Source organism: Phenylobacterium sp., assembly GCF_030693805.1.
GTDB lineage: Bacteria > Pseudomonadota > Alphaproteobacteria > Caulobacterales > Caulobacteraceae > Phenylobacterium.
Window position 1 is genome coordinate 15,143 of sequence record NZ_JAUXZW010000415.1, and the last position, 25,492, is coordinate 40,634.

Below are 25,492 nucleotides of genomic sequence, written 5' to 3' on the forward strand. Positions count from 1 at the left end.
CTAAGTATAATGCCTGCGGGAAAGCGCCCAACAGGCGGCGTGAAAGCCGTTGCCTATCGGTTCGCCGCCGATAGGCTCGGAAGCAACGCGTAGCTGGCGCAGGGAGGCGCTCAGGACCATGGCTGACGGCAAACAGGCGGGCGCCAGACCCCTGGACGGCGTGCGGATCATCGACCTGACGGCGGTGATCCTGGGGCCGTTCGCCGCGCGCATCCTGGCCGACTTCGGCGCGGAGGTGATCAAGGTCGAGACGCTGGAAGGCGACTCCACGCGCAACTACAAGCCGCTGCGCCATGAGGGCATGTCCGGCATGTTCATGACCCTGAACCGCAACAAGCGCAGCTTGGCGATCGACCTGCGGTCCGAGGACGGCCGCGCGGCGTTGCGCGCGCTGATCGCCACCGGCGACGTGTTCATGCACAACATGCGTCCGGCCGCCATCGCGCGCCTGGGCTTCGACTATGAGGCGGTTCGCGCGCTGAAGCCGGAGATCGTCTACTGCGGCGCCTACGGGTTCGGGGCGGAGGGGCCCTACAGCGACAAGGCGGCCTACGACGACTTGATCCAGGCGGGCTCCGGCATCTCCTCGCTGGTCGCCAAGGTGAAGGGCGCGCCGGACTACCTGCCGACGGTGATCTGCGACAAGCTGGCGGGACAGGCGATGGCCTATTCGATCCTGGCGGCGCTGTTCCAGCGGGCCAACGGCGGCGGCGGCCAGTCCATCGAAGTCCCGATGTTCGAAACCTCGATCGACTTCTTCACCATCGAGCACCTGAGCGGGACGGTGTTCGTACCGCCGATGGGCCAGATGGGCTTCAAGCGGATCATGAGCCCTGACCGCCGCCCATTTCGCACGGCGGACGGATACGCCTGCATCCTGCCGTACTCGGATCGCAACTGGCGCGACTTCTTCATCTTCGCAGGCCGGCCGGAGCTGGCCGACGAGCCGCGCTACCGCAAGCTGTCGCAGCGCGTCGATCATATCGCCGAGCTCTACGGCCTGATCGCCCAGACCGCGGTGCGCCACACCACCGCCGAATGGGTCGCGTTCTGCGACTCGGTCAGCATCCCCTGCATGCCGGTGCTCGACATCGACGCGCTGGACGAGGACGAGCATGTCCGCGCGGTGGAACTGTTCCAGGAGGCGGATCATCCGAGCGAAGGGCGCTATCGCTACGTGCGCAGCCCGATCACGCTCAGCGGCTCTGATTTCGAGATGCGCCGCCACACGCCGCGGCAGGGCGAGCAGTCCCGCGAGATCCTCGCCGAGGCCGGGCTCAGCGCTCCGGAGATCGAACGGTTGATCGAGGCGGGCGTGGTGCTGACGCCGGATGTCGAGGTGAAGGCATGAGCGCGATTCCAGCGGACGGATGGCGTGAGACCGGGATCAAGGTGGTCCCGGCGGGTCAGCTCGACACCAACACGCCGCAGACGCCGGGCATGAAGCGCGCCGCGGCGATCAACTTCGCTCGTGTCGGCGCCCGCAAGCTGTGGGTCGGCACGGTGCACATCCATGCCGACGCCAAGACCGGCGCTCATCACCACGGGGCGCTGGAGAGCGTCATCTATGTGATCAAGGGCCGCGCGCGCATGCGCTGGGGCGAGAAGCTGGAGTTCGTCTGCGAGGCCGGCCCTGGCGATTTCATCTACGTGCCGCCGTATGTCCCGCACCAGGAGATCAACGCCTCGACCGACGAGACGCTGGAGTGCGTGCTGGTGCGCAGCGACAACGATGCGGTGGTGGTGAACCTGGAGATCGAGCCCGTGGAGGCGCCTCAGACCGTGGTCTGGGTCGATCCGATCCACCGCCACCCGACCGACGACGCCTGAGCCTCAGGCCGGCGCGAAACCGTCGATCAGCCAGCGCAGCTCATCCTCACCCACTAGGCTTGCGGCCTCGGCGGGCGGCGACCAGCGCTTCTCGCGCTGCCCCATCTCCGGCCAGGCCTCGGCCTCCTGCTCGACGCGCAGGGCGTAGACCGCGACGCGGACGTGCTGGATGCGGCCTGTGCGCAGGCGTTTGTCGTAGTGGAACACGCCCAGCGACTTGCCGCTGATCTTGCCGATCACGCCGGCCTCCTCGAAGGCTTCGCGCTCGGCCGTCCCCGACGGCTTCATGCCCTTGATCGGCCAGCCTTTGGGGATCACCCAGCGGCGGGTTTCCCGCGAGGTGATCAGCAGCACCTCCAACGCCCCGTCCGCCGCGCGCCGCCAGGGCAGGGCGGCGTACTGGGAGCGCGGCTCACGGTCGGGCTCGGGGCGAGTGCGCGCATCCTTCTTGCCCATCAGCCGAACACCCGGTCGGCGAGACGGGCGAGGAAATAGAACCCCGCGCCCATCAGGGCGGCGATCGGCATGGTGATCACCCAGGCCCAGACGATTCCGGTGGCCAGGCTCCAGCGCACGGCGGAGACCCGGCGCGCCGCGCCGACACCGACGATCGCCCCGGTGATGGTGTGGGTGGTGGACACAGGCACGCCCAGGTGGGTGGCGAGAAAAAGGGTGATCGCGCCGCCGGTCTCGGCGCAGAAGCCCTGCTGCGGCGACAGGCGGGTGATGCGCGATCCCATGGTGTGGACGATGCGCCAACCGCCCATCAATGTCCCAAGTCCCATCGCCGCCTGGCAGCTGATCACCACCCAGAACGGCACGTGGAACTCGCCGTGCAAATGGCCGTGCGCGTAGAGCAACACGGCGATGATCCCCATAGTCTTCTGGGCGTCATTGCCGCCGTGCCCCAGCGAGTAGAGCGAGGCGGAGACAAATTGCAGCTTGCGGAAGGTGTTGTCGGCGATGGTCGGCGTTGCGCGCACGAACAGCCAGGAGACCACCAGCACCAGGATGATCGCGAGCGTGAACCCCATGGCGGGTGAAACGACGATGCCGGCGGCTGTCTTGATCACGCCCGACCAGATCACCGGGTCGAACCCGGCCTTGGCGACGCCGGCGCCGATCAGTCCGCCGATCAGGGCGTGCGAGCTGGACGAGGGTATGCCGGCCAGCCAGGTGATCACGTTCCAGGTGATCGCCCCGCCCAGCGCGCCGAAGATCACCGCATCGCTGACGATGCCCGGCTGGATGATGCCCTTGCCCACCGTCTGGGCCACATGCAGGCCGAAGAACAGGAAGGCGATGAAGTTGAAGAACGCCGCCCACATCACCGCGTAGCGGGCGGGCAGCACGCGGGTCGAGACGATGGTGGCGATCGAGTTCGCCGCGTCATGCAGCCCGTTGAGGAAGTCGAAGGCGAGCGCCACGACGATCAGGAAGACGAGCATCACGCCCGGGCCGCCGAGGTCCATGGGGTGCGCCCTAGAGGTGTTCGATCAGCACGCCGCTGATCCGGTTCGCCACGTCCTCGAAGCGGTCGACGACCTTTTCCAGGTGATCGTAGACCTCGCTGCCGACGATGAACGCCATGGCGTCCTCGCGCGCCGGTCCCTTGAACAGCGCGCTCATGCCGGCGTCGTAGAGCTGATCGGATTGCTCCTCGAGCCGGCGGACCTCTTCGGTGATGGCGGTCAGGCGGGTGGCGTTGGCGCGCAGCGAACGCAGCAGCGGCACGGCCTCGGCGGTGAGCTCGGCGGTGCGCACGATCACCTCGCCCATGGCCACCATGGACGGCTGAAAGGCGCGCTGCTCGAACAGGGTGATGGCCTTGGCGGTCTTGTGCATCTGGTCGATGGCGTCATCCATCGAGGAGATCAGGTCGCGGATGTCGCTGCGGTCGAACGGGGTGATGAAGGTGCGGCGCACGGCCAGCAGCACTTCGCGCGCCACCTCGTCGGCCGCGTCCTCCTGGCGAGCGATCTCGGCGCAAAGTTCCGGCACGCTCGGCCCGCCGTCCAGCAGGCTGCGCAACGCGGTCGCCCCGGCGCAGAGGGTCGCGGCGTGGGCTTCGAACATGTCGAAGAACCGCTCCTCCTTGGGCATCATGGCCTGGAAAAATCTCAGCATAGCGACTCGGTTTCTCAGACCACGGACGGATGTTGGGTAGGCGCACGCCAAGGGCCTGTAAATACGCCTGCGGAGCGACGCAGCGCCTCAGTCCAGGAACACCTTGCCGGGGTTCATGATGCCGGCGGGATCGATGGTCCGCTTCAGGCTGCGCATGAGAGCGACGGCAGCCGCCCCATGCTCGTCGACCAGGTGGTCGCGCTTGCCGGCGCCGATGCCGTGTTCGCCGGTGCAGGTGCCGCCGGCGGCGAGCGCCCGGGCGATCATCGCCTCGTGCACCGCGTCGACCCGGGCCATCTCGTCGGGATCGTCGCGGCGCAGGTGGAACAGGACGTGGAAGTTGCCGTCGCCGACATGGCCGACGATCGGGGCGATCAGCCGGTTGGCGTCGATGTCGCGCCGGGTCTGAGCGACAACCTCGACCAGGGCGGAGACCGGCACGCAAACGTCCGTGGACAGAACTTCGCTCGCCGGACGCAGCGCCAGCGCCGCGAAATAGGCCTGATGGCGGGCCTTCCACAACCTGGCGCGGTCCTCTGGCAAAGTCGCCCAGGCGAACGCCCCGCCGCCATTGGCCTGCGCCAGTTCCGAGGCGGTCGCCGCCTGCTCGGCGACGGACGCGGTGGAGCCGTGGAATTCGAAGAAGATGTGGGGCTTCTCCGGCAGTCCGAGGTTCGAGTGGCGGTTGGATGCGGCGACCTGGACCTCGTCCATGAACTCCGCGCGCGCCACGGGCACGCCGGACTGCACCAGTTGCACGACGGTGGCGACCGCGGCTTCCAGCGTCTCGAACGCGCAGGTCGCCGCCGACATCGCCTCGGGGATCCCGTAGAGGCGCAGCGTCACCTCGGTGATCACGCCCAGGGTGCCTTCGGAGCCGACGAACAGACGGGTCAGGTCATAGCCGGCCGCCGACTTGCGCGCCCGACCGCCGGTGTGGATCACCGAACCGTCGGGCAGCACCACGGTGAGCGCCAGCACGTTGCTCATCATGGTGCCGTAGCGCACCGCGTTGGTGCCCGAGGCGCGCGTCGAGGACATGCCGCCCAGCGTGGCGTTGGCGCCCGGGTCGATGGGGAAGAACAGGCCCTGGTCGCGCAGATGGGCGTTGAGCTGCTCGCGGGTGACGCCGGCCTGGACGGTGCAGTCGAGGTCATCGGGCGACACCCGCAAAACCGTGTCCATGCCTGACAGGTCAATGCTGAGGCCCCCGAACGGCGCGGTGATGTGGCCTTCGAGAGAGGTGCCGGCGCCGTAGGGGATGACCGGGATCTTCCAGCGCGCGCAGATCGACACTGCGCGGGCCACCTGTTCGGTGGAGACCGCCAGCAGCACCGCGTCAGGCGGCAAAACCTGGGCGTAGCCTTCGCCGCGGCCATGCTGTTCGCGGGTGGAGACGTCGGTGCGCAGCGACGGGCCGAAAGCCTCGGCGAGTTCGGCGAGGGCGCCGGCCCAGGCGGCCAGCGGTTGATGGGGCGCCTGCGGCGGCGACAGCAGGGACATGCGCGGTTCTCCTCAGTCGCCGAACACTACGCCGATTGAGCGGCCGTGGCTCAAGTCCCGAACTCGGCGCGCAGGCTCGCATCGTGCGCGCCCAGGGTCGGCACGGATCCTGGGACCAGCTCAGGCTCGCCCTTCCAGCGCACGGCGGGGGCCGGCAGGCTGACCGCGCCGCCCGCCGTCTCGACCTCGATGCGGCGCAGTTGCGGGTGGCGCGACAGGTCGGCGACGCTGTTCAGTTCGCCATAGGCCACCTTGGCGGCGCGCAGCCGCTCCACGAACTGGTCGCGATCCAGGGGCTGCAGCGCCTCGAGGATGATCGCGTCCAGGGCGGGGCGGTTGGCGCAGCGGGCGCTGTTGCCGACGAAGCGCGGGTCGACGGCGACCTCGGGCCGCTGCAGCACGCCCTCGCAGAAGCTGCGCCACTCCCGTTCATTCTGTACGGAGATCACGACCTGGCGCCCATCGCCGGCGGCGTAGGCGCCGTAGGGCGCGATGGCCGGATGGTTGAGGCCGGCTCGGCCCGGCGCACGACCGCCGTAGTCCTGATGCAGTAGCGGCGCGGCCATCCACTCGGCGATGCTGTCGAACAGCGATACCGCCACGCCCTTGCCCAGACCCGTGCGATCGCGCTCGTACAACGCCTGCAGGATCGCGGCGTGGGCGTTCATTCCGCAGCAAATGTCGACCACAGAGACGCCGACCCGCGCCGGCTCCGACGGGCCGCCGGTGATCTCCGCCAGGCCCGCCTCGCACTGGACGAGGAAGTCGTAGGCCTTCATCTGCGCCCAGGGACCGTCCTCTCCGTAGCCGCTGACGTCGCAGGTGATCAGGCGCGGATGGGCGGCGCGCAGCGCGTCCGAGCCGAAGCCGGCGCGGGCCGCCGCGCCCGGCGAGAGGTTCTGGATGAACACGTCGGCGGAGGCGATCATCCGATGCAGCACGGCCGCGTCGGCCGGGTCCTTCACATCCAGACGGATGGATTCCTTGCCGCGGTTGAGCCAGACGAAATAGGTGCTCTGGCCGTGCACCACGTGATCGTACTCGCGCGCGAAGTCGCCTTCGGGGCGCTCGACCTTGATCACCCTTGCGCCCGCGTCCGCCAGCCGCGTGGTGCAGAAGGGAACCGCAACGGCCTGCTCCAGCGCGACGACCAACAGACCATCCAGAGCGCGCATCGCCGACCCTCAATCCTCGCCCGCGGAACAAAGCCGCCCTACGCGTGCTACACCAGCAATGGGCGTCTGGCCCATCCTTCTACAGGCGATCTGGCCAAACAGTGACTTCCACAACGATCACCAAACCTGCCGCTGACGAGCGCTTTGACCTCACGACGGCGCGTATTGGCGTGCTGATCAACACCTCCAGCGGAAGTTGCGACGTCGGGGCTCAGTCCGATCTGCAGGCGCTGCTGGACGACGCCGGGCTGAAGGCCGTGCAGACCTGGTGCGGCGGCGGAGACGAGGTGGATGCGGCGCTCGCCGAGGCGGGCAAGCACAGCCTCGAGGTCCTGATCGTGCTGGGCGGCGACGGGACGATCCGCGCCGCGGCCGAGACCTGCCACAGCGGCGGCACGCGGCTGATCCCGTTGCCCGGCGGGACAATGAACGTGCTGCCCAAGGCGCTGTACGGCGCACGGTCCTGGCGCGAAGCGTTGAAGGACACCCTGGCCGATTGCGTCGTGCAGGCGGTTCACGGCGGCGCAGTGGGCGCACATCGCTTCTACATCGCCGGGATCTTCGGCGGCCCGACCAAGATCGCCGATGCCCGCGAGGCGGTGCGCGAGGGCGACCTTGCCGGGGCGATGGAGAAGGGCGTGGCCGCGATCCGTGAGTCCTTCACCTCCGCCGGCGTTGAATACGCGTTCGCCAACCACTCCGGCACAGCCGAGGCTGTGGCGGTGATCTGCCCGCTGATCTCCCGTGGGCTGGACGACGACGAGGAGACGCTGGAGGCCGCCGCCATCAAGGTCGAGAGCGCCCCCGACGCGCTTCGCCTGGCGATCAACGCCGCGTTCCGCGACTGGCGCGAGGATCCGACCGTGGTGCTGGCCAAGACCCGCGCCATCGAGATGTCTTGCGACCGGTCCATCCCCGCTTTGCTGGACGGCGAGCGCTTTACGCTGGGCCACACCGCGAGCGTTTCGTTCGTGCGCGACGCCTTCGAGGCGCTCAGGCCCCGCGAGACCGAGGGCGACGCTTAGCGGGCGCCGATCGTGCATCCGGCGCCCAGCAGATGGGCGCCTGAGCGGTCTTGCCGCACAGGGGAGCCGCCGTTCACCCTCCAGCAACCGGTAATCCGCGAACGCTTGTTTCGCGTGCAAGCGGCTTGGTGATTTCCGGCCGCAGGCAAGGGATCCTGGCCTGCATGGCCGCACGGGGAGCGCTGCATGAACTGGTTCGGCTGGGCCAAACCATCGACGGATGCGGGTAAGCCGCAGGCGCCTTCGGTCGGGTCGCTCCGCTCGGGCTCCCTGTTTGGGGCCAACGCCGAAGCCGCCTCGCGCGACGCCGAGGTCGCCGAGATCTGCCGTGCGCTCGTGCAGAACAGTCCGGACTGCATCGAGATCCTGACGCCGGAAGGCCGCTGGGAGTTCATGAACGAGCGCGGTCTGGAGTTGCTGGAGTTCGGTTCCTACGCGGAGATCGCGGGCAAGGAATGGGCGACCTCGTTCCCGCCCAGCGCGCAATCGATCGTCAGCGAGGCGCTGGTCTTGGCGCAATGCGGCGGCGTCGCCCGCTTCCAGGCGCCATGCCCCACTGCGCGCGGCCTGTGGAAGTGGTGGGACGTGATGATGACCCCGGTGCGCAGCGCCGACGGTCACGTGGAACGCATCGTCTGCACGTCGCGCGACATCTCAGGCATCAAGCAGGTCGAGGAAAGTCTGAGCGAAGCGCTGAAGGAGGCCGAACAGGCGGCGCGCGCCAAGGACGACTTCCTGGCGAACCTCAGCCACGAACTGCGCACGCCGCTGACCAGCATCCTTGGGTTCGCCGAATTGCTGGGCATGCGGGCCGAGCTCAGCGTCGAGGCCAAGGGGCACGCCGGCCGCATCGAGTTGGCGGGCAAGAGTCTGCTGGCCCTGCTCAATGACATGCTGGATCTGGCGCGGGCGGGCGCCGGAACGCTCAGGGTCGAGCCGGCGCCCTGCGATCTGGCGGATCTGATGACCCACGTGGCCGAGCTCGTCGCTCCGCTCGCGGCGCGCAAGCCGATCGAGGTGTCCGTCGAGATGGACGCCGGCCTGGAAGGCTGGTTCGAGCTCGATCGCGAGCGGGTGCAGCAGGTGGTGCTGAACCTGGTCAACAACGCCATCAAGTTCACCGACTCGGGCCAGGTGGCGGTCGGCGTCTCGCGGACCGGCGATGGCCAGGGCCGGCTGAAATTCACCATCAGCGACACCGGCTCCGGCATCGAGGCCCACGTCCTGCCGACCCTGTTCGACCGCTTCACCCAGGTGGACAACTCGATGGCGCGCAAGCATGGCGGCGCGGGCCTGGGCCTCGCCATCTGCAAGGAGCTGGTCGCGCGCATGGGCGGCGAGATCGGCGCCGAAAGCCGGATCGGCGAAGGCTCCACCTTCTGGTTCAGCCTGCCGCTAGTGGAGCTGGCGGCGGCGAACGTCGACACGCACCTGGAAGTCGATGCGGGCGCGGGCCTGAAGGTCTTGATCGCCGACGACAGCGAGGCCAACCAGCACCTGCTGTCGGCGATCCTGCGCGCCGGCGGCCACGAGCCGCACATCGCCAGCGACGGGATCGAGGCGCTGGAGGCGCTGGCCGCCGAGCCGTTCGACGTGGTGTTGATGGATATCCAGATGCCGCGGATGGACGGGTTGACGGCGATCGGCAAGCTGCGACGCGCAACCCACCTGAACGCCCGTACGCCGGTGATCGCGATCACCGCCAACGTCTTTCCCGAGCAGGTGGCGACCTATCTGGAAGCCGGCGCCAACGACTGCGTGGCCAAGCCGTTCAAGGCGCCGGAGGTGCTGGGCAAGCTCGGCTACTGGGGTTCGCGACCGGTGGACGTCGTCGAGGACGCGCGCATCGCGGTCTGAACCTTTGCGCCTACGCCGCCATCAGCCGCGCCTCCGCGCCCTGCGCCAGGTCGCGCAGCCAGCGGCGCACCGCGCGCATCCGGGCGGTGTCGTGGACGTCGCGGTGGGTGGAGAGCCACAGCCTGCGCTCCAGCATCACCGAGTCCAGCACACGCACCAGATCCTCCGACATGAAGGCCGGCAACACGCCGATACCGCCCCCGGCCAGCACCATGGCGCGCTGGGCCTGGATTGATGAGCTCGCCATGGTCGGCTTCAGGCCGGGCAGGATCTCGTCGAGGTAACGCAGTTCGGGCGCGAAGATCAGGTCCTCGACATAGCCGACGATCTGGAAGTCGGGCAGGGCGGCGATGCTGCGCGGCGCGCCGGCGCGGGCCAGATATTCGCGGCTCGCATACAGGGCTAGCTGATAGGGCGCCAAGGCCTCGACGATCAGGCGCGTGGTGTCGGGCGCGCTGAGGGTGACCGTCATGTCGACTTCTCGGCGGCTGGCGGACAGGAAGCTGGCGTTGGCCGCAAGCTCGACCTTCAACCCAGGATAAAGCTCGACCAGCCTGGGCAGGGCGGGCGCTAGCACGGCCGTGCCGAAACCCTCGGCGGTGCTGATCCTCACGGTGCCGGCGACCACGTCGGGGCGCGCCACATGGGCGGCGGCCAGCATCGCCGTCTCGGCGTCGAGCGCAATCTCCAGCAACTGGGCGCCTGCCGCCGTCAGCTGCAGACCAGCAGGCGAGCGGATCACCAAGGTGGACTTCAGGGCTGATTCCAGCCGCGCTACGCGCCGCCCGACGGTGGCCGCGTCGACCCGCAACCGTTCTCCCGCCCCGGCCAGCGAGCCGGTACGCGCCGCGGCGAGGAACACCCGGAGATCATCCCAATCGAACATGTCATGCAGAAATGCACATAGGAGGCTGCAACAATGCAATACCCCTTGGCCCCGCCGAGTGTTAGCTGGAGGCGCAAACTCCAGGACAAATCCATGCGCGACATCACCCACTTCATCGACGGCGCATCCGTCGCCGGCGTCAGCGGCCGTTACAGCGACGTCTACGATCCCAACACCGGCGAGGTGCAGGCGCGCGTCGCACTGGCGAACCAAGCCGAGATCGACACCGCCGTCGCGGCCGCCGTCAGGGCGCAAGCTCTTTGGGCGACGGTCAATCCGCAGCGCCGCGCGCGGGTGATGTTCGAGTTCAAGCGGCTGGTCGAATCGCGCTTGGACGAGCTGGCGCGGCTGCTGTCGTCGGAGCACGGCAAGGTGCTCGCCGACTCACGCGGCGACCTGCAGCGCGGCCTTGAGGTGATCGAGTTCGCCTGCGGCATCCCGCATGCCCTGAAGGGCGAATACACCGAGGGCGCGGGCCCCGGCATCGACGTCTATTCGATGCGCCAGCCGATCGGCGTCGGCGCCGGCATCACCCCATTCAATTTCCCGGGCATGATCCCGATGTGGATGTTCGGCGTGGCGATCGCCACCGGCAACAGCTTCATCCTGAAGCCGTCGGAGAAGGACCCGAGCGTCCCGGTGCGCCTGGCCGAGCTGTTCATGGAGGCCGGCGGGGCAGCGGGCGTGGAGGTGAAGGGCGTGCTCAACGTCGTTCACGGCGACAAGAGCGCGGTCGACGCGATCCTCACCCATCCGGACATCAAGGGCGTCAGCTTCGTCGGGTCGTCCGACATCGCCCAGTACGTCTACATGACCGGCGCCGAGCACGGTAAGCGGGTGCAGGCTATGGGCGGGGCCAAGAACCACGGCATCGTGCTGCCGGACGCCGATCTCGACCAGGTCGTGAAGGACCTGTCGGGGGCGGCCTTCGGCTCGGCCGGCGAGCGCTGCATGGCCTTGCCGGTGGTGGTGCCGGTGGGCGCCAAGACCGCCGACGAACTGCGTGAGCGCATGGTCGCCGAGATCGCCTCGCTGAAGGTCGGCGTCAGCACCGACGCTGACGCCCACTACGGTCCGGTGGTCAGCGCCGCACACCGCCAGAAGATCGCCGACTACATCAAGCTGGGCGCCGACGAAGGCGCAGAGCTGGTGGTCGACGGCCGCGACTTCGCCCTGCAGGGCTACGAGAAGGGCTTCTTCATCGGCCCGACCCTGTTCGATAACGTCAAGCCGGCCATGCGCACCTACCAGGAGGAGATCTTCGGCCCGGTGCTGCAGATCGTCCGCGCCGAGACCCTCGACGAGGCGATCGCCCTGCCCAGTCAGCACCAGTACGGCAACGGGGTGGCGATCTTCACCCGCAACGGCCGTGCGGCGCGCGAGTTCGCGGCCAAGGTCAACGTCGGCATGGTCGGCATCAATGTGCCGATCCCGGTGCCGGTCGCCTACCACACCTTCGGCGGCTGGAAGCGCTCGGCGTTCGGCGACACCAACCAGCACGGTCTGGAAGGCGTGAAGTTCTGGACGAAGATCAAGACGGTGACCGCCCGCTGGCCAGAAGGCGCGGTCGAGGATTCGGCGTTCGTCATTCCGACGATGCGCTGATCCCGCGGACGAAATAACGCCGGCCGCGCATGACGCGGCCGGCGCAATGATTGAAAACGGGAGAAGACCGATGGCCAGGATCGTCAGGTTTCACGAGCTGGGCGGACCCGACGTGCTGCGGGTCGAAGAGGTCGATCCCGGCGCCCCGGGCGCGGACGAGGTGCTGCTGAACATCGAGGCGATCGGTCTCAATCGCGGCGAGGCGGCGTTCCGCGGCGGTCACTACATCTTCAAGCCCACCCTGCCGTCGTACATCGGCGGCGAAGCGACGGGGCGGGTGGCGCAGTTGGGCTCCAACGTACAAGGCCTCAAGGTCGGCGACGCGGTGGTGTTCATGCCGATCTCGCCTCCTGGCGAACGCAGCATCTATGGCGAGCAGGCGGTGGTGCCGGCGCTGTCGCTGGTCAAGGCGCCCGAGGGCCTGGACGCGATCCAGAATGGTTCGGTCTGGGTGGCCTTCCTGACCGCCTGGGGCGGCCTGGCCAAGGCCGGCCTGGCCAAGGGCCAGACGGTGATCATCCCCGCCGCTTCCAGCGCCGTAGGCTTGGCCGCCGTGCAGATCGCCCACGACATCGGCGCGACGGTGATCGCCACCACGCGCCGCAGCGGCAAGTCCGACGCCATTCTCGCCGCCGGCGCCGACCACGTGGTCGCCACCGAAGAACAGGACATCAAGGCCGAGGTCGCCCGGATCACCGGCGGCAAGGGCGTGGAGCTGATCTTCGATCCGGTCGCCGGACCGTTCGCCGAGACCCTGTTCGAATGCCTGGCCGACGACGGAACGCTGATGATCTACGGCGGCATGGCCAATCAGCCACACATCTTCCCGAGGCAGCTTTCCATCCGCAAGAACCTGACCATGCGCGGCTACAACTTCTTCGAACTGCTGCGCGACCGCCCGAGGTTGGACGCGGCGATGGGCGAGATCGCCGCGCGGATCCGCGACGGGCGCTTCAAGATGCCGGTGGCGAAGATCTTCCCGCTGGACCAGGTGGCCGAGGCGCATCGCTTCCTCGAATCCAACACCCACATCGGTAAGATCGTCATGCAACCCTAGCCCTTGCCGTCGCCTGCGGACCCGTGCCTTGATCGCGCGTCGAGCCGGCTCAACCGGCTGGCGTGCGCCAAGCGACCGGAGGTGACGGATGGACTACGAGGACCTGCTTTATGAGATGTCGGGCCACGTCCTGACGATCACCTTCAACCGGCCCGAGCGGTTGAACGCATTCAGCAACCAGACTGAACTCGAACTGCGCCACGCCCTGGAGCGGGCGGATGGGGATCCGTTGGTGCGCGCCATCATCCTCACCGGCGCAGGCCGCGCATTTTGCGTCGGCGCCCACATGGCGGCGCTGCAGGGGGTGGGTGCAGAACCCACGCGTGCGGCGCGGGTCGTGGAGCCGGTGGGCGAGGGGATGGAGTCCAACTACCAGCGCCGGCTGAGCTACATGTTGCGGATCTCCAAGCCGATGATCGCAGCGATCAACGGCCCGATCGCTGGCGTCGGCGTTAGCCTGGCGGTCTATTGCGATCTGCGGTTCATGCTCGACACCGCCAACCTCTCGACCTCGTTCGCGCGCCGCGGGCTGGTGGCCGAGCATGGCATGTCGTGGATGCTGCCCAGGCTGGTGGGCGTCATGAACGCCCTCGACCTGCTGATGACCGGGCGCAAGCTCTCCGGCCTGGAGGCGGAACGTCTGGGCCTGGTCCGCGCCCTGCCGGCCGACGAGCTCATGCCGGCCGTGCGGGCGTTCGCCGCCGACCTTGCCGACAACACCTCGCCGCGCTCGACCGCGATCATCAAGCGGCAGGTCTATGACGCGTTGATGCAGCACCTGGGTGAATCCCTGGTGGTCACCGAGACCGAGGAGATCGCCTCGTTCGCCTGCGAGGACTTCCGCGAAGGCGTGGCGCATTTCGTCGAGCGCCGACCGCCAGCGTTCACCGGCCGCTGAGGCCTGCACCACGGCTCAGGCCATGGTCTTGCCGCCGTCGACGATCAGCGTCTCGCCGGTCATGAAGGCGCCCGCGCGGGTGGCCAGGAACACGATGGCGCCGGCCACGTCCTCCGGCTCGGCGACGCGCTTGATCGGCGTGCGCGACAGCATCTGCGCCTGGCGGGCGGGGTCCTCCCACGCGCCGCGCGCGAGCTCGGTGCGGGTGAGGCCGGGGGCGACGCAGTTGACGCGGATGTTCTTCGGTCCCAGCTCCACCGCGAGCGTTCGGGCGAGCTGGGTCTCCGCGGCCTTGGCCATCGCATAGGCCCCGGAGAGCGGGCTGCCGCCGCTATGACCGCCGATCGAAGACACGATGATGATCGCGCCGTCCTCCCGCGCCGTCATGTCGCCTACCGCCTTTTGGATCAGGCCGACGTTCGCGAAGAGATTGACCTCCATGCTCTCACGCAGTTGCTCCGGCGTGATCTCGGTCAGCAGCGCGCCCATGAAGCTGGTCGCGGCGTTGCAGACCAGGATGTCGATCGGTCCGAACGCCTCGCGCGCCCGGTCCATCAGGTGCTGCTGGTCCGCAGCCCGGGTGATGTCGCAGGCCACCGCGATCGCGTGGCCGGGGTGAGCGGCGTTGATCGTCTCGGCGGCCGCGTCGCAATCAGTCTGATTGCGTGACGAGACCACGACGCGCGCGCCCTGCTCGGCCATCGACACCGCCGCTGCGCGGCCGATGCCGCGCGATGACCCTGTGATGACGGCGACCTTCCCCGTCAGATCAAACATGCTCATGAATTTCCTCGCCCGAATGTGTCGCTTTTTCTTATTGCCCCAACCCTGCGAGCGGCGGGAGGTGATGGCAAGTCGGCGGAGAACGCTCGTCAAATATTCGCGTGTGGCGGGCATTCGACAGTTTGGAATCTTCGTCAGGTAGAATCCCAGAAAAACGAAATCGACGGATTCTGCGACAGCGCCAAACGAGGCCGAAAGGCGGCGTGTGTGAATCACGCTCAAATGATCGCCGTGAGAGACGACTCGAGAGTTCTTCACGTAGCAAGTTGATGGCCCAAAAGTTGCAGGCTGGAAATCTAAGTCCCTTCATGTATCATCATGGAGCGACGGGGGTCTTTGGCGTGACTTCGCGAATACCTTGGGGGTGCGAAGTCTGAGGGGCGGGCGGGATGCATATCGATGTGGTCGACACGTTCGACGGTCTGAAGGGCCTGCGCGAGAACTGGGATCGGCTGTATGAGGCCGACCCGGAAGCGCACTTCTATTCGTCCTGGATATGGATGTCCGAATGGCTGGAGGCGCTTCCCGGGCCTTGGCTGATCCTTTGCGCCAAGCGCGAGGCCGGCGACCAGGAGTATGTGGGCTTCCTGGGCCTGCGGCTACGTGCGCACTTCCATACGGTCCATGGGTTCAAGAACGAGGTGTACCTGGCCTCCGACGCCTTCTCGGACTACGCGGGCATCCTTTGTCTGCCGCAAGACGAGGCGCGGACCATGGCGGCCTTCGCCGCCCATATCCGCGAGGAGCTTCACTGGGCGCGGCTGACACTCGACAATCTGTTGATGTCGGAGCGACGGCGGGCGCTGTTCCTGCGGGGGTTCGACGCCCATCGGTTCGTGCACCACGAGATCAGCTACGCGGACAAGAACGGACCGGACAACACCGTCGCCCCGGCGATCGATCTGCCGGACGACTGGGAAGCCTATCTGGCCACGTTGAGCGCCAACAACCGCCAGAAGATCCGCCGCTTGCTGCGCCGCCTGGAAGAGGCCGACGAATACCGCATCACCGTCTCGGGCCCGGACGGCGTCAAGGCCGACATCGAGACGCTGCTGCGCCTTTGGACCGTCAAGTGGGCGAAGCAGAAAGGCGAGCGGCTGGAGGGCATCGTCGCGCGCAACCGCGCGATGCTGAACCGCTGCGCGGACGCAGGGCTGCTCTACATGCCGGTGTTCTGGCATGGCGAGCGGCCGGTTGCGGTGCTGGGCACCTACGTCGACCCCGTCAAGAAGCACATGTTGTTCTCGATCACCGGTCGCGACGAGACCTACACCGAAAACCCCGCAGGCTATCTGCTGCACGCCCACAGCATCCGCCACGCCATCGCCGAGGGGTTCAAGACCTACGATTTCCTGCGCGGCGACGAGCCGTACAAATACCTGTTCGCCCCTACGGACAGGTGGTTGCGCGGTTGCTACGTGGAGACCAAGAACGGCCGCAACCTCCACGATCTCCTGGACGGTCGCGCCATGCCGTCGATGCTCTCCCGGGCGCTGAAGCTCGAGGAAGAGAGCAAGCTGGACGACGCAGAGTTCGCCTACCGCCAGATCATCGAGCTCGCGCCCGACGGCTCGCTGGGCCTGTATCGCTTCGGACGTCTTCTGGCGCGCAAGGGAAACCACCTCGAGGCCAAGGTCATGTTGACCCGTTGCGTCGAGGTGCAGCCTGAGGCCGACAATCCCTGGTTCTGGCTGGCTCAGACCCTGCTCGCCCTGGGCGAACGTGACGCCGCCCTGGCCGCCTGCCGCAAGGTGTTGGCGATCGCACCGGACAATCGACGCGCCAAGGACCTGCTGATGAAGCTGAGCCTGGCGGCGCCGGCGAAAGTGCTTCCCGGCCTGCCGAAGATCCCGCCTCGGCCGCAGACGCCGAACAGCGCCGTCCAGCCGGGCCAGATCCTGCAGCAGCTCGCGGTGCAGGCGCGCAGATGGGACCCTGCCGGCGCGACGCTGACCGCCGTCCGCAAGTCCTGATGCTGCCGGCGTCTAGGCCCCGAAGATCCAGTCGCCCGTGAGCGAGGACATCGACACGCCCACCAGGATCATCTGGTCGGCGCCGGCGACGGTGATCACCACGTCTGCGCCGGACTGGGCGACGGCGTAGGTCGTTCCGGCGTCGAGCATCACCCGATCACCTTCGGCCCGGCTGAAGTCCAGCACACGGTCGAGGCCGGCGCCGGGCGAGATGTGGAATGTGTCGGCGCCGCCGCCGCCGCTGATGGTGTCGGAGTCACGGTCGCCGGACAGCCAGTCGTCGCCCGCTCCGCCCCGCAAGATGTCATCGCCCTGGCCGCCGCGCACGATGTCGCCGCCCGCGCCGCCGTCGCAGGTGTCCGCGCCCATGTTGCCGTACACGACGTCCGAGCCGTTCTCACCGTAGAGGGCGTCGTTGTCCTTGCCGCCGGCCACCCAATCGTCGCCGTCGCCGCCGAACGCGGTGTCGTTGCCCATGTTGCCGTTGATGTCGTCGAAGTCGCGGCCGCCCGTCATGCGGTCCGCGCCCTCGCCGCCGCGCAGGTAGCTGACGCCGTCTCCGCCCTCGATGGTGTCGTCGCCCGCGCCGCCGGTGATCGTGTCCGGCCCGGAGCCGCCGCGCATGACGCCCGCGACAGCCGCCTGGCCGGCTTGCGGATCGACGAGGTCGAGCTTCACGTTTCGGCCAGAAACCGTCGCCTGCTGTGAGCTGGCGGCGAAGCCGCCTCCAGAGAAGGTGACCGTGTAGGTCCCGTTGGCCAGCGCCAGCGCGTAGCCGCCGGAGCCGTAGGTCGTCGTCGAATAGGTCGCGCCGCCGGCGCCCACCGCGGTCACCGTCAGCCCGCCAAGGCCCTCGCCGGTGTCATAGAAGCGATCGCCATCCAGGTCGTCGATCGCGACGCCGGTAAGGTAGGTGGCGGTTCCGGTCTTGCCGAAATCCTGAGTGACGAAGGCGCCCTGCCAGCTCTGGTATTCGCCGACCTCGAAGCCGATCCCGACTTCGCGGTAATTGGCGTTGAGGATGTTCTCCCGGTGGCCGGTGGAGGCCATCAGGTTGGCGTGCAGCAGCAACACCTCGTCCTGGTAGCCGGCCGGCGCGCGCAGGCTCGCCCAGGCGATGTTCTCCCCCGTCGCCCATGAGCCCGACAGCGCATAGCCGGAGGCGGTCATCCGCTGGGTGGCGCTCGAGCCGCCCGCACCGGTGTGGGAGAAGGTGTCGGTGGCGATCATCCACTGGCTGTGCAGTTCGGCCGCGTCGTCGAGCTGGAAGTTGAAGACCAGCGGCTGGACGCCCGCCAGCGCCCGCTCGGCGTTGATCAGTTCGAGGTCGTACTGCTCGAAGACATTCGGTTCGGACATGGTGGGGATGCTCCGCCCTCGCGGTTAAAAGTTCGCGTGCGGGGCGAAAAGGGCGGGCAAATGAGTCTGCCATGCGACGCGCGGCTGCGACCCGTTGGCGCACTGGGGTGTCCGTAGCGGATTGAATTATGTCAGTTTTCGCCGAACGCCGGCGGCGTTGGACCCTGAAAAACGCCAAGGGCGCCGCCGGTTGCCCGACGACGCCCCAGTAGTCTTCAAACAGGCCTCGCAATGCGAAGCTGACGTTCGATCAGGCCGTGGCCAGATCCTTCTGGGCGGCGCTGGCGCCGTCGCCGGTCTTCGGCGGAGCGATCGCGAACACCTTGGACGAGTTGAAGATCCAGGTGCCGACGAAGCCGTGCTCGACCGGAGGCTGGTTCAGCTCGCTCATCGCGCCGACCAGGCAGCTCCAGTTGAGGATCTCCTGTTGACCAGCGTCTTCGACCTCTTTGCCGGTCAGGTTGCGCCAGGTGTCCCAGTCACCTTTGACAAGAGCCTCGTACATCTTCCGGTCCGCAGGCACGTCCGGATAGAGGTAGTGGTTCTTCATCGTCAGGAAGGCGTGCGACCAGCCGGACGAGGCGATCAGAGCCACGCGGTAGGGCGACTTCTTGAGGATGCGCGCCGTGGCCGCGCCAAGGTCGAACAGGCGCTTGGGCGTGGGCGCCGGCGGATCCAGTTCGTCGTCGCTGAGCTCGTGGTCGAAGTTCGGGCTGCCGCCGCGCTGCGCAATGACCCGACGACCGTAGCAATTGATCGCGAACGGGATCAGCGGATAGGGGAAGCCCTTTTCCCGACCGTAGTCGAGGTAGTTGACCGCGTTGTAGAACGCATGCCCCAGCGGGTGGTGCAGGGGCTTGTACGAGTAGGCGACGTCGAAGCCTTCCTCGATCAGCGACGTGGTGAGCTCCTTGGCGATTTTGGGCGCGCCGGCGATCCGGATCTTCTTCGTCGGATCCTCGCCCCAGACGTTGTCAGCCGGCGGCGAGAAGTTGAACTCCTCGTGGGCGCTGATCGCGAACGGCGGGATGATGTCTTCGCGGAAGTTCTCGTACTGGTCGTCGCCCCACATCAGCACAAAGTCGGGCTTGAACGCGTCGAGCGCTTCGCGGCTTCTGTCCATCCAGCCCACCAGGTCGGCGCGGTGACGCGCGGCGGCGGCAAGGCCTTCATCATTGGCCCATTGCTGGCGCATCTCTTCCGGCCAGCTCTTGGGATCCTTCAGATGTTCCGGAAGGCGCGGCATGGTGAGCATGCGTCGAAGCAACCCCGCCATCTGCTCGTCTCGGCCGCTGAGCGGCGGGTAGTGAGTCAGTCCGAGGGCCAGGATGTCGCCCATGTGAAGTTCCTCCACGTGTTGGCTCGCCTCGAACCTTGGGGCCACTTGAGACGCGGCGACTGGGCCGGCTTGCGAGCGCGGTTTGCGCCTGAGGGGGTCTCCGCTTTGCAGCGCGGCCAGGATTTCCTGGGCGGCTTCGGCGGGCGCCTCATCAGCGCGATTGAGCTTTTTGTATCAGGTCTCACGTGTTTCGATCATAGAATCAGCCTCCGAGCGCCCACATTCACATGCTTGAATGCGGCAAGTGGGGCCGGGGAGGGAGAAAGCGTGACCGCTGCGACAGTCAAATCGACGGAACGCGGCTTCGCCATCCTGGAGATGTTCGATCGTGAACGTCGCCCGCTTTCGCTGAGGGATATCTGCGCTGAACTGGGTTATGCGCCGTCCAGTGGATTGAGTATCCTGAAGAGCCTCGTCACTCTTGGATATTTAGATTTCGACTCCAAGACCCATACTTATCTGCCCACTATGAGAATTTCTTATCTTGGTCGTTGGGTTGAAGATGTTCTTTTTGGCGATGGGCAGCTTATCCGGATGATGGAGCGGCTTCATTCCTCGACTGGCCGGATCATCATACTCGGCACTCAGAGCGGCCTGTATGCACAATGGGTGCATGTGGTGGCGGGTCAGTCATCGCTGAACTTCATCGCGCCGCCCGGGACCTTGCGGCCGCTGACGTCCTCGGGCGTGGGCCTGATGTTGCTGAGCGGCTACACGGACGTCGAGATCGAAAAGATCTGCAGGCAGATCAACTATTTCAACAGCGAGGAACGGGTCGAATACGAGACCGTGCTGAGGACCATCGAGGATGTTCGCCGCAACGGCTACGCGCTGACCATCGATACCCCGCTGCCAGGGGGAAGTCTGTTGTCGGTGGCGGTGCCGGGGGTCTGGAATCATCGCCGACTCGCGATCGGCATGCCGTTGGCGACCAGCAGCGTGCACGAGCAGCTTGAGCCTGCGCTGGGCATGTTGCGCATGGAAATCGCCAGCCTGGGCGCCCAGGCTGCGCCCTGAAGACCATGATCTTGCGCCGGCTGCGCACGGAGTTTTGCATTTGCCGTCTGACCGGGGCAGTTCTGTCGAGATGGACGACGCCGATATCAGAGCCGGAGGATCCAAACCGGGCGCGCGCGGTCGCGACCGGCGACTGGGCCGCGCCGACTGGATGGCGGCCGGCCAGGCGCTGCTGATCGAAGGCGGCGTCAGGGCGCTTCGGCTGGCGGCGCTGACCGCGCGGCTGAAGGTTTCGTCGGGCAGCTTCTACCATCATTTCCGCGACATGGACGAGTTCCTGGGCGCGCTCGCCGACGACTACAGCGCCGAGCAGATCGAGCGGCTGATCGATGAGATCAGTCGTGAGACGCAGGACCCCCTGGATCGCCTGCGCCTGCTCGCCCGCCGAACCTGGCGCAGCGAGCTCATGCGACTGGACGGGGCCATGCGTGTCTGGGCCGCCTCCGACCCGCGAGCGGCTCAGGCGCTCAAGCGCTCGGAGGGCGTGGTGCTGGCGTTCATGAGTGAAGCGTTCCGGGTCGCTGGCTTCGATGACGCCGCGGCGACGATGCGCGCGCGGCTGTTCACCTCGCTCCAGGTCGCCCACCTGCTGTCCCTGTCGGACGCCGAGTCTTGGCAGATGCGCCGCGAGGTGTTCGTCCTGCTGACGGCGCTGCCCGCCAAGCGTTAGGCGGGCTTGGGAGGTCGCGGGAACATCGCCTTGGGGTCGATGTATTCCTCGATGCGCACGATGTGCTCGCCGCGGGTGGTGACGATCAGGCAGACCGGGAGACGCTCGAAGCCGCCGCCGGCGGCGAAGCTGCCTGACAGCAGGTGCTGCTGCACGAATCCGTCGGCGGTCTGCAGGCGTCGGACGTCGCCGCACTTGAGCGCGCTCAGCGACCCGAAGAACTGGCGCACGCCCTTCATCGCCCCGGCGCGGTCGGTCTCAAGCTGGTCGAAGCTGTGCCAGACCGTAGCGTCCTGGGCGTAAAGCGTGTCGAACGCGTCCGCGTCGAGGGTGTCGAAGGCGCGCGTCAGGCGCTCGGCGATTTCGGTCATCGGCGGTTTCCCAGAAAGCAGAGCGCCTCAGCGCGAGCGCAGGTCGGTGGTTGCGCGAGGGCGTTCGAAGCCGAGCAGTTCGGCGACCCTCGGCGTCAGTTCGTCCCGCTTCGCGCGCGGGATCAAGGCCGGCCAGGGCCGCTGGGTGACGATGAACGGGCGGACGTAGTAGGCGAACAAGCCGGTGCGGGTCTCGGCGTCGGTGACGTTGGCCCCGGTCTGGTGCCAGACGCGGCCATCCATGGCGAACAGCGAGCCGGCACGGCAGACGATGGGCTGTGCCTCGTCGTAGTCGCCGTTCCACTTCGGACCGTGATCACGCTTGTGGCTGCCTGGGATGTAGCGCGTGCCGCCGTTCTGCGGCGTGAAGTCGTCCAGCGCCCAGCCGATGTTGAACGCCATGGCGTAGGGCGGCCAGGGGCTGGGCAGGAAGCCCTGATCGGCGTGCATCCCCATCCGTCCCGACCCCGGAGCGGTGCGGTTGCCGCTGAAGTTGGACAGGCGGAAGTCCGCGCCAAGCGCGTGCTCCACCAACGCCAGGGCCAGTGGATGCTCCACCAAGCTGCGCATCACCTCGCTGCGCGGCGCCAGGTCGACGATGCGGATATTGCGGTCGTCCGGATCGTAGTGGAACCCGGTGAGCTGGGCGCCCGTGGCGCGATCGGCGGCGATCAGCTGATCCACAGCGTCGCGCGCCGCTGCCAGCTCTGCGGCCGACAGAACGTCAGGCGCGACGACCACGCCATGCTCGTCCAATTCGGCCAGCATCGCCGCGAGTGTTCCCGTCGGCATCGGGCGATCCTCCCTGTTGGTTCGCTTGAGCATAGGATAAGTTATGTTATCGTTCCGGGTAAAGCCGTCGCGAGCGGCACGCGGGAGGAATGTAATGACACTGGTCGAAGCCGCGCCGGCGCGCCTGCCTGCCGCGACGCGCGATCCCCAACAAGCCGAACGCGACCTGAAGCAGCACGGCGTGTGCATTGTCGAAGGCCTGCTGCAGGGCGCGGATCTGCAGCGTGCGCGCGACGCGCTGTACCATGCGGCCGAGACCGATCCCGGCCGCGGCAAGGGGCCCCGCATCCGGCTCGACTATGGGCCCGAGAGCAACCAGCGCGTCTGGAACCTGCTGAACCGGGACCGAGTGTTCGGCGATCTCGCCCAACACCCGCTGGCTATGCGCCTGCTGCGCTCGGTGATCGGGTGGCCGGCGCTGCTATCGAACATCTCGGCCAACATCACCGAGCCTGGCGGTGGCGACAGTTACGTGCACTGCGACCAGCAATACATGCCGGAACCCTGGAGTGGGCCGCAGGGGATTAACTTCGTCTGGTGCCTGGACGATTTCACGCCGGACAACGGCGCGACGATGATGGCGCCCGGCAGCCATCTGGAAAACCGGGCTCCACGCCCTGACGACGCCGCCACGGCGCATGCGCCGCTGGTCGCGCCTGCCGGTTCTCTCTGCGCGTTCGAGGGGCGGGTCTGGCACAAGACCGGCGTCAACATCACCGCCGACGAGCGCCGCGCCGGGATCTTCGCCTGGTACACCCTGCCGATCTATCGCCAGCAGGAGAACTGGTACCTGTCGCTGAACCCGACGGTGCTGCAGTTCGCCTCGCCGACCCTGCTGGAACTGCTGGGCTATCAGACCAAGGGGTTTGGCCTGGTCAACGGCCTGCCGCCGCTCTGGCGCGAAGAGCACGCCACGCCGAACTAGGACGAGACGGGCGGCTGCTCGCACCGCCCGCATCCGCTGAGAGGCTCAGGCGTCCTGCAGCTCGTCGTAGAGCTCGTGGGCCTCGGCTTCCAGTTCGTGACGGATGTAGCTCGGGAACATGTCGTTGATCGGCGCGTAGTCCTTCAGCACTTCACGCGCGACGGTGACCTTGTGGACTTCGGTCGGGCCGTCGGCGAGGCCGACGTGGAACGAGTTGATCACCAGCTCGGCGAACGGCATCTCGTGGCTGATGCCCAGCGAGCCGTGGATTTGCAGGGCGCGCGCGGCGATATCGTGCAGCAGCTTGGGCATGGCGGCCTTGACCGCTGCGACGTTCTTGCGGATCGCCTTCCAGTCGTTCCCCTGGTCAGCCAGCCATGCGGTCTCCAGGATCAACAGGCGGAACTGACGAAGCTCTGTCCAGGAGTCGGCGATCTTCTCCTGCACCATCTGCTTCTTGGAGAGCTGCTCGCCCTTGGTGAAGCGGGAGACGGCGCGTTCGCACATCATCTCGAAAGCGCGTGTGGCCTGCGCCAGGGTCCGCATGGCGTGGTGCATGCGCCCGCCGCCCAAACGCACCTGGGCGACGACGAAGGCGTCGCCTCGGCCGCCCAGCATATTCTCGGCCGGCACGCGCACATTGGTCCAGCGGACGTGGCCGTGCGTGTCTTCCGGTTCGCCGTAGAAGCCGTAGTTGCGGACGATCTCGATGCCGGGGGTGTCGGCCGGGACGATGAACATCGACATCCGCCGGTAGGGGGCCGCGTCAGGGTCGGTGACAACCATGACGATGTAGAAGCTGGCGAAGCGGGCGTTGGAGGCGAACCACTTGTCGCCGTTGATCACCCATTCGTCGCCGTCGCGCACGGCGCTTGCGGCGAGCACCAGCGGATCGGCGCCGCCCTGTGGCTCGGTCATCGAGAAGCACGAAACGATATCGTTGTTGAGCAGGGGCTCGAGGAACGTCTTCTTCTGCTCGGGCGTGCCGTAATGGGCGAGGATCTCGGAGTTGCCGGTGTCGGGCGCCTGCGAACCGAACACGATCGGCCCGAAGCGCGAGCGGCCGAACTTTTCGTTCATCAAGGCGAGCTTGAGCTGGCCGTAGCCCTTGCCGCCCAGCTCGGGGCCGAGGTGGCAGGCCCACAGGCCGCGGTCCTTGACCTTCTGCTGCAGCGGCCTGACCAGGCGCTTGAACTCAGGCGCGTGGATGTCCCACTGGCTGCCCAGAAGCACGTCGAGCGGTTCGACCTCCTCGCGCACGAAGGTGTCGATCCAGTCGAGCTCGGGCTGGAACTCGGGATCGTTCGAGAAACTCCACATGGTCTGGCTCCGGGCGGCTGAGGAATGATGCGGCGTTGAAGACCCGCGTCGCGAGTAAGTCAAGATTGTGAATGATATTGTCCGACAATCTGGCACGCCCATGACGCCGCGGTCTGCGCCGGTGGTCAGGCCTGCGCGACCGGGTCAGTCCTCCGGCGCGAACGCATCGTCGGGCAGCCCATCCAGGTCGCCCAACAGACGCCGCGTCCGGGCCCGTCCGATCGCCTCGGCGGCCTGGGCGTCGCCGCGCAGCACGGCGTCGTGCAGGTCGCGATAGAGGTCGAAGCGCTCGCGCTCGTATTCAAAGTCGTACTGCCGAAACTGGGTGCGCGTCAGGTGCAGGTCGGTGTTGGGCAGCACGCGGGCGAGTTCGCGATTTCCGCCGATGTCGATCAGCACCCGGTAATAGGCGTTGCGCGCCTGCACCCGGTCGCGCAGGCCGGCCAGATCGCGGGAGGCCTGCAGAAGCTCATAGGCGTTGCGCAGCGCCGCCCGGGCGCCCGGCTGATCGATGTTCTCCGCCGCCAGCCGCGCCATCAGCCCGTTCAGCACCTCCGACACGACGATGATGTTGCGCGCGGCCCTGCGCGACAGCATCCGGATCGAGGCGCCCTTGTTGCGGGTGATCTGCACGACGCCGGCGGCTTCCAGCCGGCTCAGCGCCTCGCGCACCGCGCCGCGGCTGGCCTGGTAGCGCTCCATCAAGTCGGCCTCGATCAGGCGTTGGCCGGGGGAGAAGCGACCTTCGTACAGCCCGTCCATGATGTGACGGGCGAGGATGTCGTGGGGACTGACGCTCATGCGGTAATCTGCGGTTCCAGGCACATCGCGGGCAATAGCGCCGATCGACGTCCGCGTCATGCGCGTGCAGGTTGGCGCGCGGCGCCAGAGTTCGGGGGCGCGGTGTTCAGGGGCGGCGCCGATGTGGATGGTGTTTGGCCGCGACGCGCCGCGGCCCAGGTTGGCGGCGGCCGTCGCCA

24 protein-coding genes are annotated in these 25,492 nt (G+C 67.4%); 11 read left to right on the plus strand and 13 right to left on the minus strand.

The genetic code is table 11. From position 1 onward, the window contains the following. Positions 1–118 precede the first annotated feature (118 nt). Both Q8M88_RS16670 and Q8M88_RS16675 read left to right on the plus strand, forming a co-directional pair. Positions 119–1,351, plus strand: coding sequence for a CaiB/BaiF CoA-transferase family protein (locus Q8M88_RS16670; RefSeq protein ID WP_305598280.1), 1,233 nt, complete (start codon positions 119–121; stop codon positions 1,349–1,351). Next, on the plus strand, positions 1,348–1,830 hold the full coding sequence (locus Q8M88_RS16675; protein ID WP_305598281.1) for a cupin domain-containing protein: 483 nt from the start codon (positions 1,348–1,350) through the stop codon (positions 1,828–1,830). Before Q8M88_RS16670 ends, Q8M88_RS16675 begins: the two co-directional genes overlap by 4 nt. A 3-nt stretch (positions 1,831–1,833) precedes the next feature. Here Q8M88_RS16675 and Q8M88_RS16680 read toward each other — a convergent pair whose 3' ends face one another. The 5 genes from Q8M88_RS16680 to Q8M88_RS16700 form a co-directional block, all read right to left on the minus strand. Then, positions 1,834–2,286, minus strand: a complete 453-nt coding sequence (locus Q8M88_RS16680; protein ID WP_305598282.1) for an NUDIX hydrolase — start codon at positions 2,284–2,286, stop codon at positions 1,834–1,836. Further along, the gene (locus Q8M88_RS16685; RefSeq protein ID WP_305598283.1) at positions 2,286–3,302 is read right to left on the minus strand and encodes an inorganic phosphate transporter; all 1,017 of its coding nucleotides are present in this window, start codon (positions 3,300–3,302) and stop codon (positions 2,286–2,288) included. The genes Q8M88_RS16680 and Q8M88_RS16685 overlap by 1 nt, the downstream gene beginning before the upstream one ends. A gap of 10 nt (positions 3,303–3,312) precedes the next feature. Further along, positions 3,313–3,957, minus strand: coding sequence for a DUF47 domain-containing protein (locus tag Q8M88_RS16690; RefSeq protein ID WP_305598284.1), 645 nt, complete (start codon positions 3,955–3,957; stop codon positions 3,313–3,315). 87 nt (positions 3,958–4,044) lie between these two features. Beyond that, complete coding sequence (locus Q8M88_RS16695; RefSeq protein ID WP_305598285.1) at positions 4,045–5,460, minus strand: FAD-binding oxidoreductase; 1,416 nt, start codon at positions 5,458–5,460, stop codon at positions 4,045–4,047. Positions 5,461–5,510: 50 nt separating this feature from the next. Continuing rightward, a complete protein-coding gene (locus tag Q8M88_RS16700; protein WP_305598286.1) occupies positions 5,511–6,635 on the minus strand; it encodes a CaiB/BaiF CoA-transferase family protein in 1,125 nt (374 codons plus the stop codon). Positions 6,636–6,736: 101 nt separating this feature from the next. Between Q8M88_RS16700 and Q8M88_RS16705 the strand changes: the two genes are divergently transcribed. Both Q8M88_RS16705 and Q8M88_RS16710 read left to right on the plus strand, forming a co-directional pair. Continuing rightward, complete coding sequence (locus Q8M88_RS16705) at positions 6,737–7,660, plus strand: diacylglycerol kinase family protein (protein WP_305598287.1); 924 nt, start codon at positions 6,737–6,739, stop codon at positions 7,658–7,660. A 186-nt stretch (positions 7,661–7,846) separates the two neighbouring features. Beyond that, positions 7,847–9,517 carry a PAS domain-containing sensor histidine kinase gene (locus Q8M88_RS16710; RefSeq protein ID WP_305598288.1) on the plus strand — a complete coding sequence of 557 codons (1,671 nt, stop codon included), beginning with the start codon at positions 7,847–7,849 and terminating at the stop codon, positions 9,515–9,517. A gap of 10 nt (positions 9,518–9,527) precedes the next feature. Here the strand turns inward: Q8M88_RS16710 and Q8M88_RS16715 are convergent, their stop codons facing one another. Beyond that, on the minus strand, positions 9,528–10,403 hold the full coding sequence (locus tag Q8M88_RS16715) for a LysR family transcriptional regulator (RefSeq protein ID WP_305598289.1): 876 nt from the start codon (positions 10,401–10,403) through the stop codon (positions 9,528–9,530). A 93-nt stretch (positions 10,404–10,496) separates the two neighbouring features. On the opposite strand from Q8M88_RS16715, the gene Q8M88_RS16720 reads away from it, so the two are divergent. The 3 genes from Q8M88_RS16720 (at position 10,497) to Q8M88_RS16730 (ending at position 13,963) form a co-directional block, all read left to right on the plus strand. Continuing rightward, on the plus strand, positions 10,497–12,008 hold the full coding sequence (locus tag Q8M88_RS16720) for a CoA-acylating methylmalonate-semialdehyde dehydrogenase (RefSeq protein WP_305598290.1): 1,512 nt from the start codon (positions 10,497–10,499) through the stop codon (positions 12,006–12,008). Positions 12,009–12,078: 70 nt separating this feature from the next. Beyond that, on the plus strand, positions 12,079–13,065 hold the full coding sequence (locus tag Q8M88_RS16725; protein ID WP_305598291.1) for a zinc-dependent alcohol dehydrogenase family protein: 987 nt from the start codon (positions 12,079–12,081) through the stop codon (positions 13,063–13,065). A gap of 88 nt (positions 13,066–13,153) precedes the next feature. Continuing rightward, positions 13,154–13,963: an enoyl-CoA hydratase-related protein gene (locus Q8M88_RS16730; RefSeq protein ID WP_305598292.1), complete on the plus strand. Its 810-nt coding sequence runs from the start codon at positions 13,154–13,156 to the stop codon at positions 13,961–13,963. 15 nt (positions 13,964–13,978) lie between these two features. On the opposite strand, the gene Q8M88_RS16735 is transcribed toward Q8M88_RS16730, so the two are convergent. After that, complete coding sequence (locus tag Q8M88_RS16735; protein ID WP_305598293.1) at positions 13,979–14,746, minus strand: SDR family NAD(P)-dependent oxidoreductase; 768 nt, start codon at positions 14,744–14,746, stop codon at positions 13,979–13,981. Between the two features lie 389 nt (positions 14,747–15,135). Between Q8M88_RS16735 and Q8M88_RS16740 the strand changes: the two genes are divergently transcribed. Further along, the gene (locus Q8M88_RS16740; protein WP_305598294.1) at positions 15,136–16,719 is read left to right on the plus strand and encodes a GNAT family N-acetyltransferase; all 1,584 of its coding nucleotides are present in this window, start codon (positions 15,136–15,138) and stop codon (positions 16,717–16,719) included. 12 nt (positions 16,720–16,731) lie between these two features. Here Q8M88_RS16740 and Q8M88_RS16745 read toward each other — a convergent pair whose 3' ends face one another. Together Q8M88_RS16745 and Q8M88_RS16750 are read right to left on the minus strand one after the other, a co-directional pair. After that, complete coding sequence (locus tag Q8M88_RS16745; protein WP_305598295.1) at positions 16,732–18,078, minus strand: CAP domain-containing protein; 1,347 nt, start codon at positions 18,076–18,078, stop codon at positions 16,732–16,734. Positions 18,079–18,328: 250 nt separating this feature from the next. Further along, positions 18,329–19,417 (minus strand): hypothetical protein, encoded by a 1,089-nt coding sequence (locus Q8M88_RS16750; protein ID WP_305598296.1) that lies wholly within the window; start codon positions 19,415–19,417, stop codon positions 18,329–18,331. Between the two features lie 267 nt (positions 19,418–19,684). Here Q8M88_RS16750 and Q8M88_RS16755 point away from each other — a divergent pair, with 267 nt between their 5' ends. Next, complete coding sequence (locus Q8M88_RS16755) at positions 19,685–20,434, plus strand: IclR family transcriptional regulator (protein ID WP_305598297.1); 750 nt, start codon at positions 19,685–19,687, stop codon at positions 20,432–20,434. Between the two features lie 70 nt (positions 20,435–20,504). Then, a complete protein-coding gene (locus Q8M88_RS16760) occupies positions 20,505–21,104 on the plus strand; it encodes a TetR/AcrR family transcriptional regulator (RefSeq protein WP_305598298.1) in 600 nt (199 codons plus the stop codon). Here Q8M88_RS16760 and Q8M88_RS16765 read toward each other — a convergent pair. Both Q8M88_RS16765 and Q8M88_RS16770 read right to left on the minus strand, forming a co-directional pair. Beyond that, a complete protein-coding gene (locus tag Q8M88_RS16765; protein WP_305598299.1) occupies positions 21,101–21,475 on the minus strand; it encodes a nuclear transport factor 2 family protein in 375 nt (124 codons plus the stop codon). The two genes, Q8M88_RS16760 and Q8M88_RS16765, sit on opposite strands and share 4 nt — an antisense overlap. 27 nt (positions 21,476–21,502) lie before the next feature. Beyond that, positions 21,503–22,267: a phytanoyl-CoA dioxygenase family protein gene (locus tag Q8M88_RS16770; protein ID WP_305598300.1), complete on the minus strand. Its 765-nt coding sequence runs from the start codon at positions 22,265–22,267 to the stop codon at positions 21,503–21,505. A gap of 94 nt (positions 22,268–22,361) precedes the next feature. On the opposite strand from Q8M88_RS16770, the gene Q8M88_RS16775 reads away from it, so the two are divergent. Then, positions 22,362–23,192: a phytanoyl-CoA dioxygenase family protein gene (locus tag Q8M88_RS16775; RefSeq protein WP_305598301.1), complete on the plus strand. Its 831-nt coding sequence runs from the start codon at positions 22,362–22,364 to the stop codon at positions 23,190–23,192. A gap of 45 nt (positions 23,193–23,237) precedes the next feature. On the opposite strand, the gene Q8M88_RS16780 is transcribed toward Q8M88_RS16775, so the two are convergent. Next, positions 23,238–24,512, minus strand: a complete 1,275-nt coding sequence (locus Q8M88_RS16780; protein ID WP_305598302.1) for an acyl-CoA dehydrogenase family protein — start codon at positions 24,510–24,512, stop codon at positions 23,238–23,240. A 144-nt stretch (positions 24,513–24,656) separates the two neighbouring features. Beyond that, complete coding sequence (locus tag Q8M88_RS16785) at positions 24,657–25,313, minus strand: GntR family transcriptional regulator (RefSeq protein WP_305598303.1); 657 nt, start codon at positions 25,311–25,313, stop codon at positions 24,657–24,659. Positions 25,314–25,492: the final 179 nt, after the last annotated feature.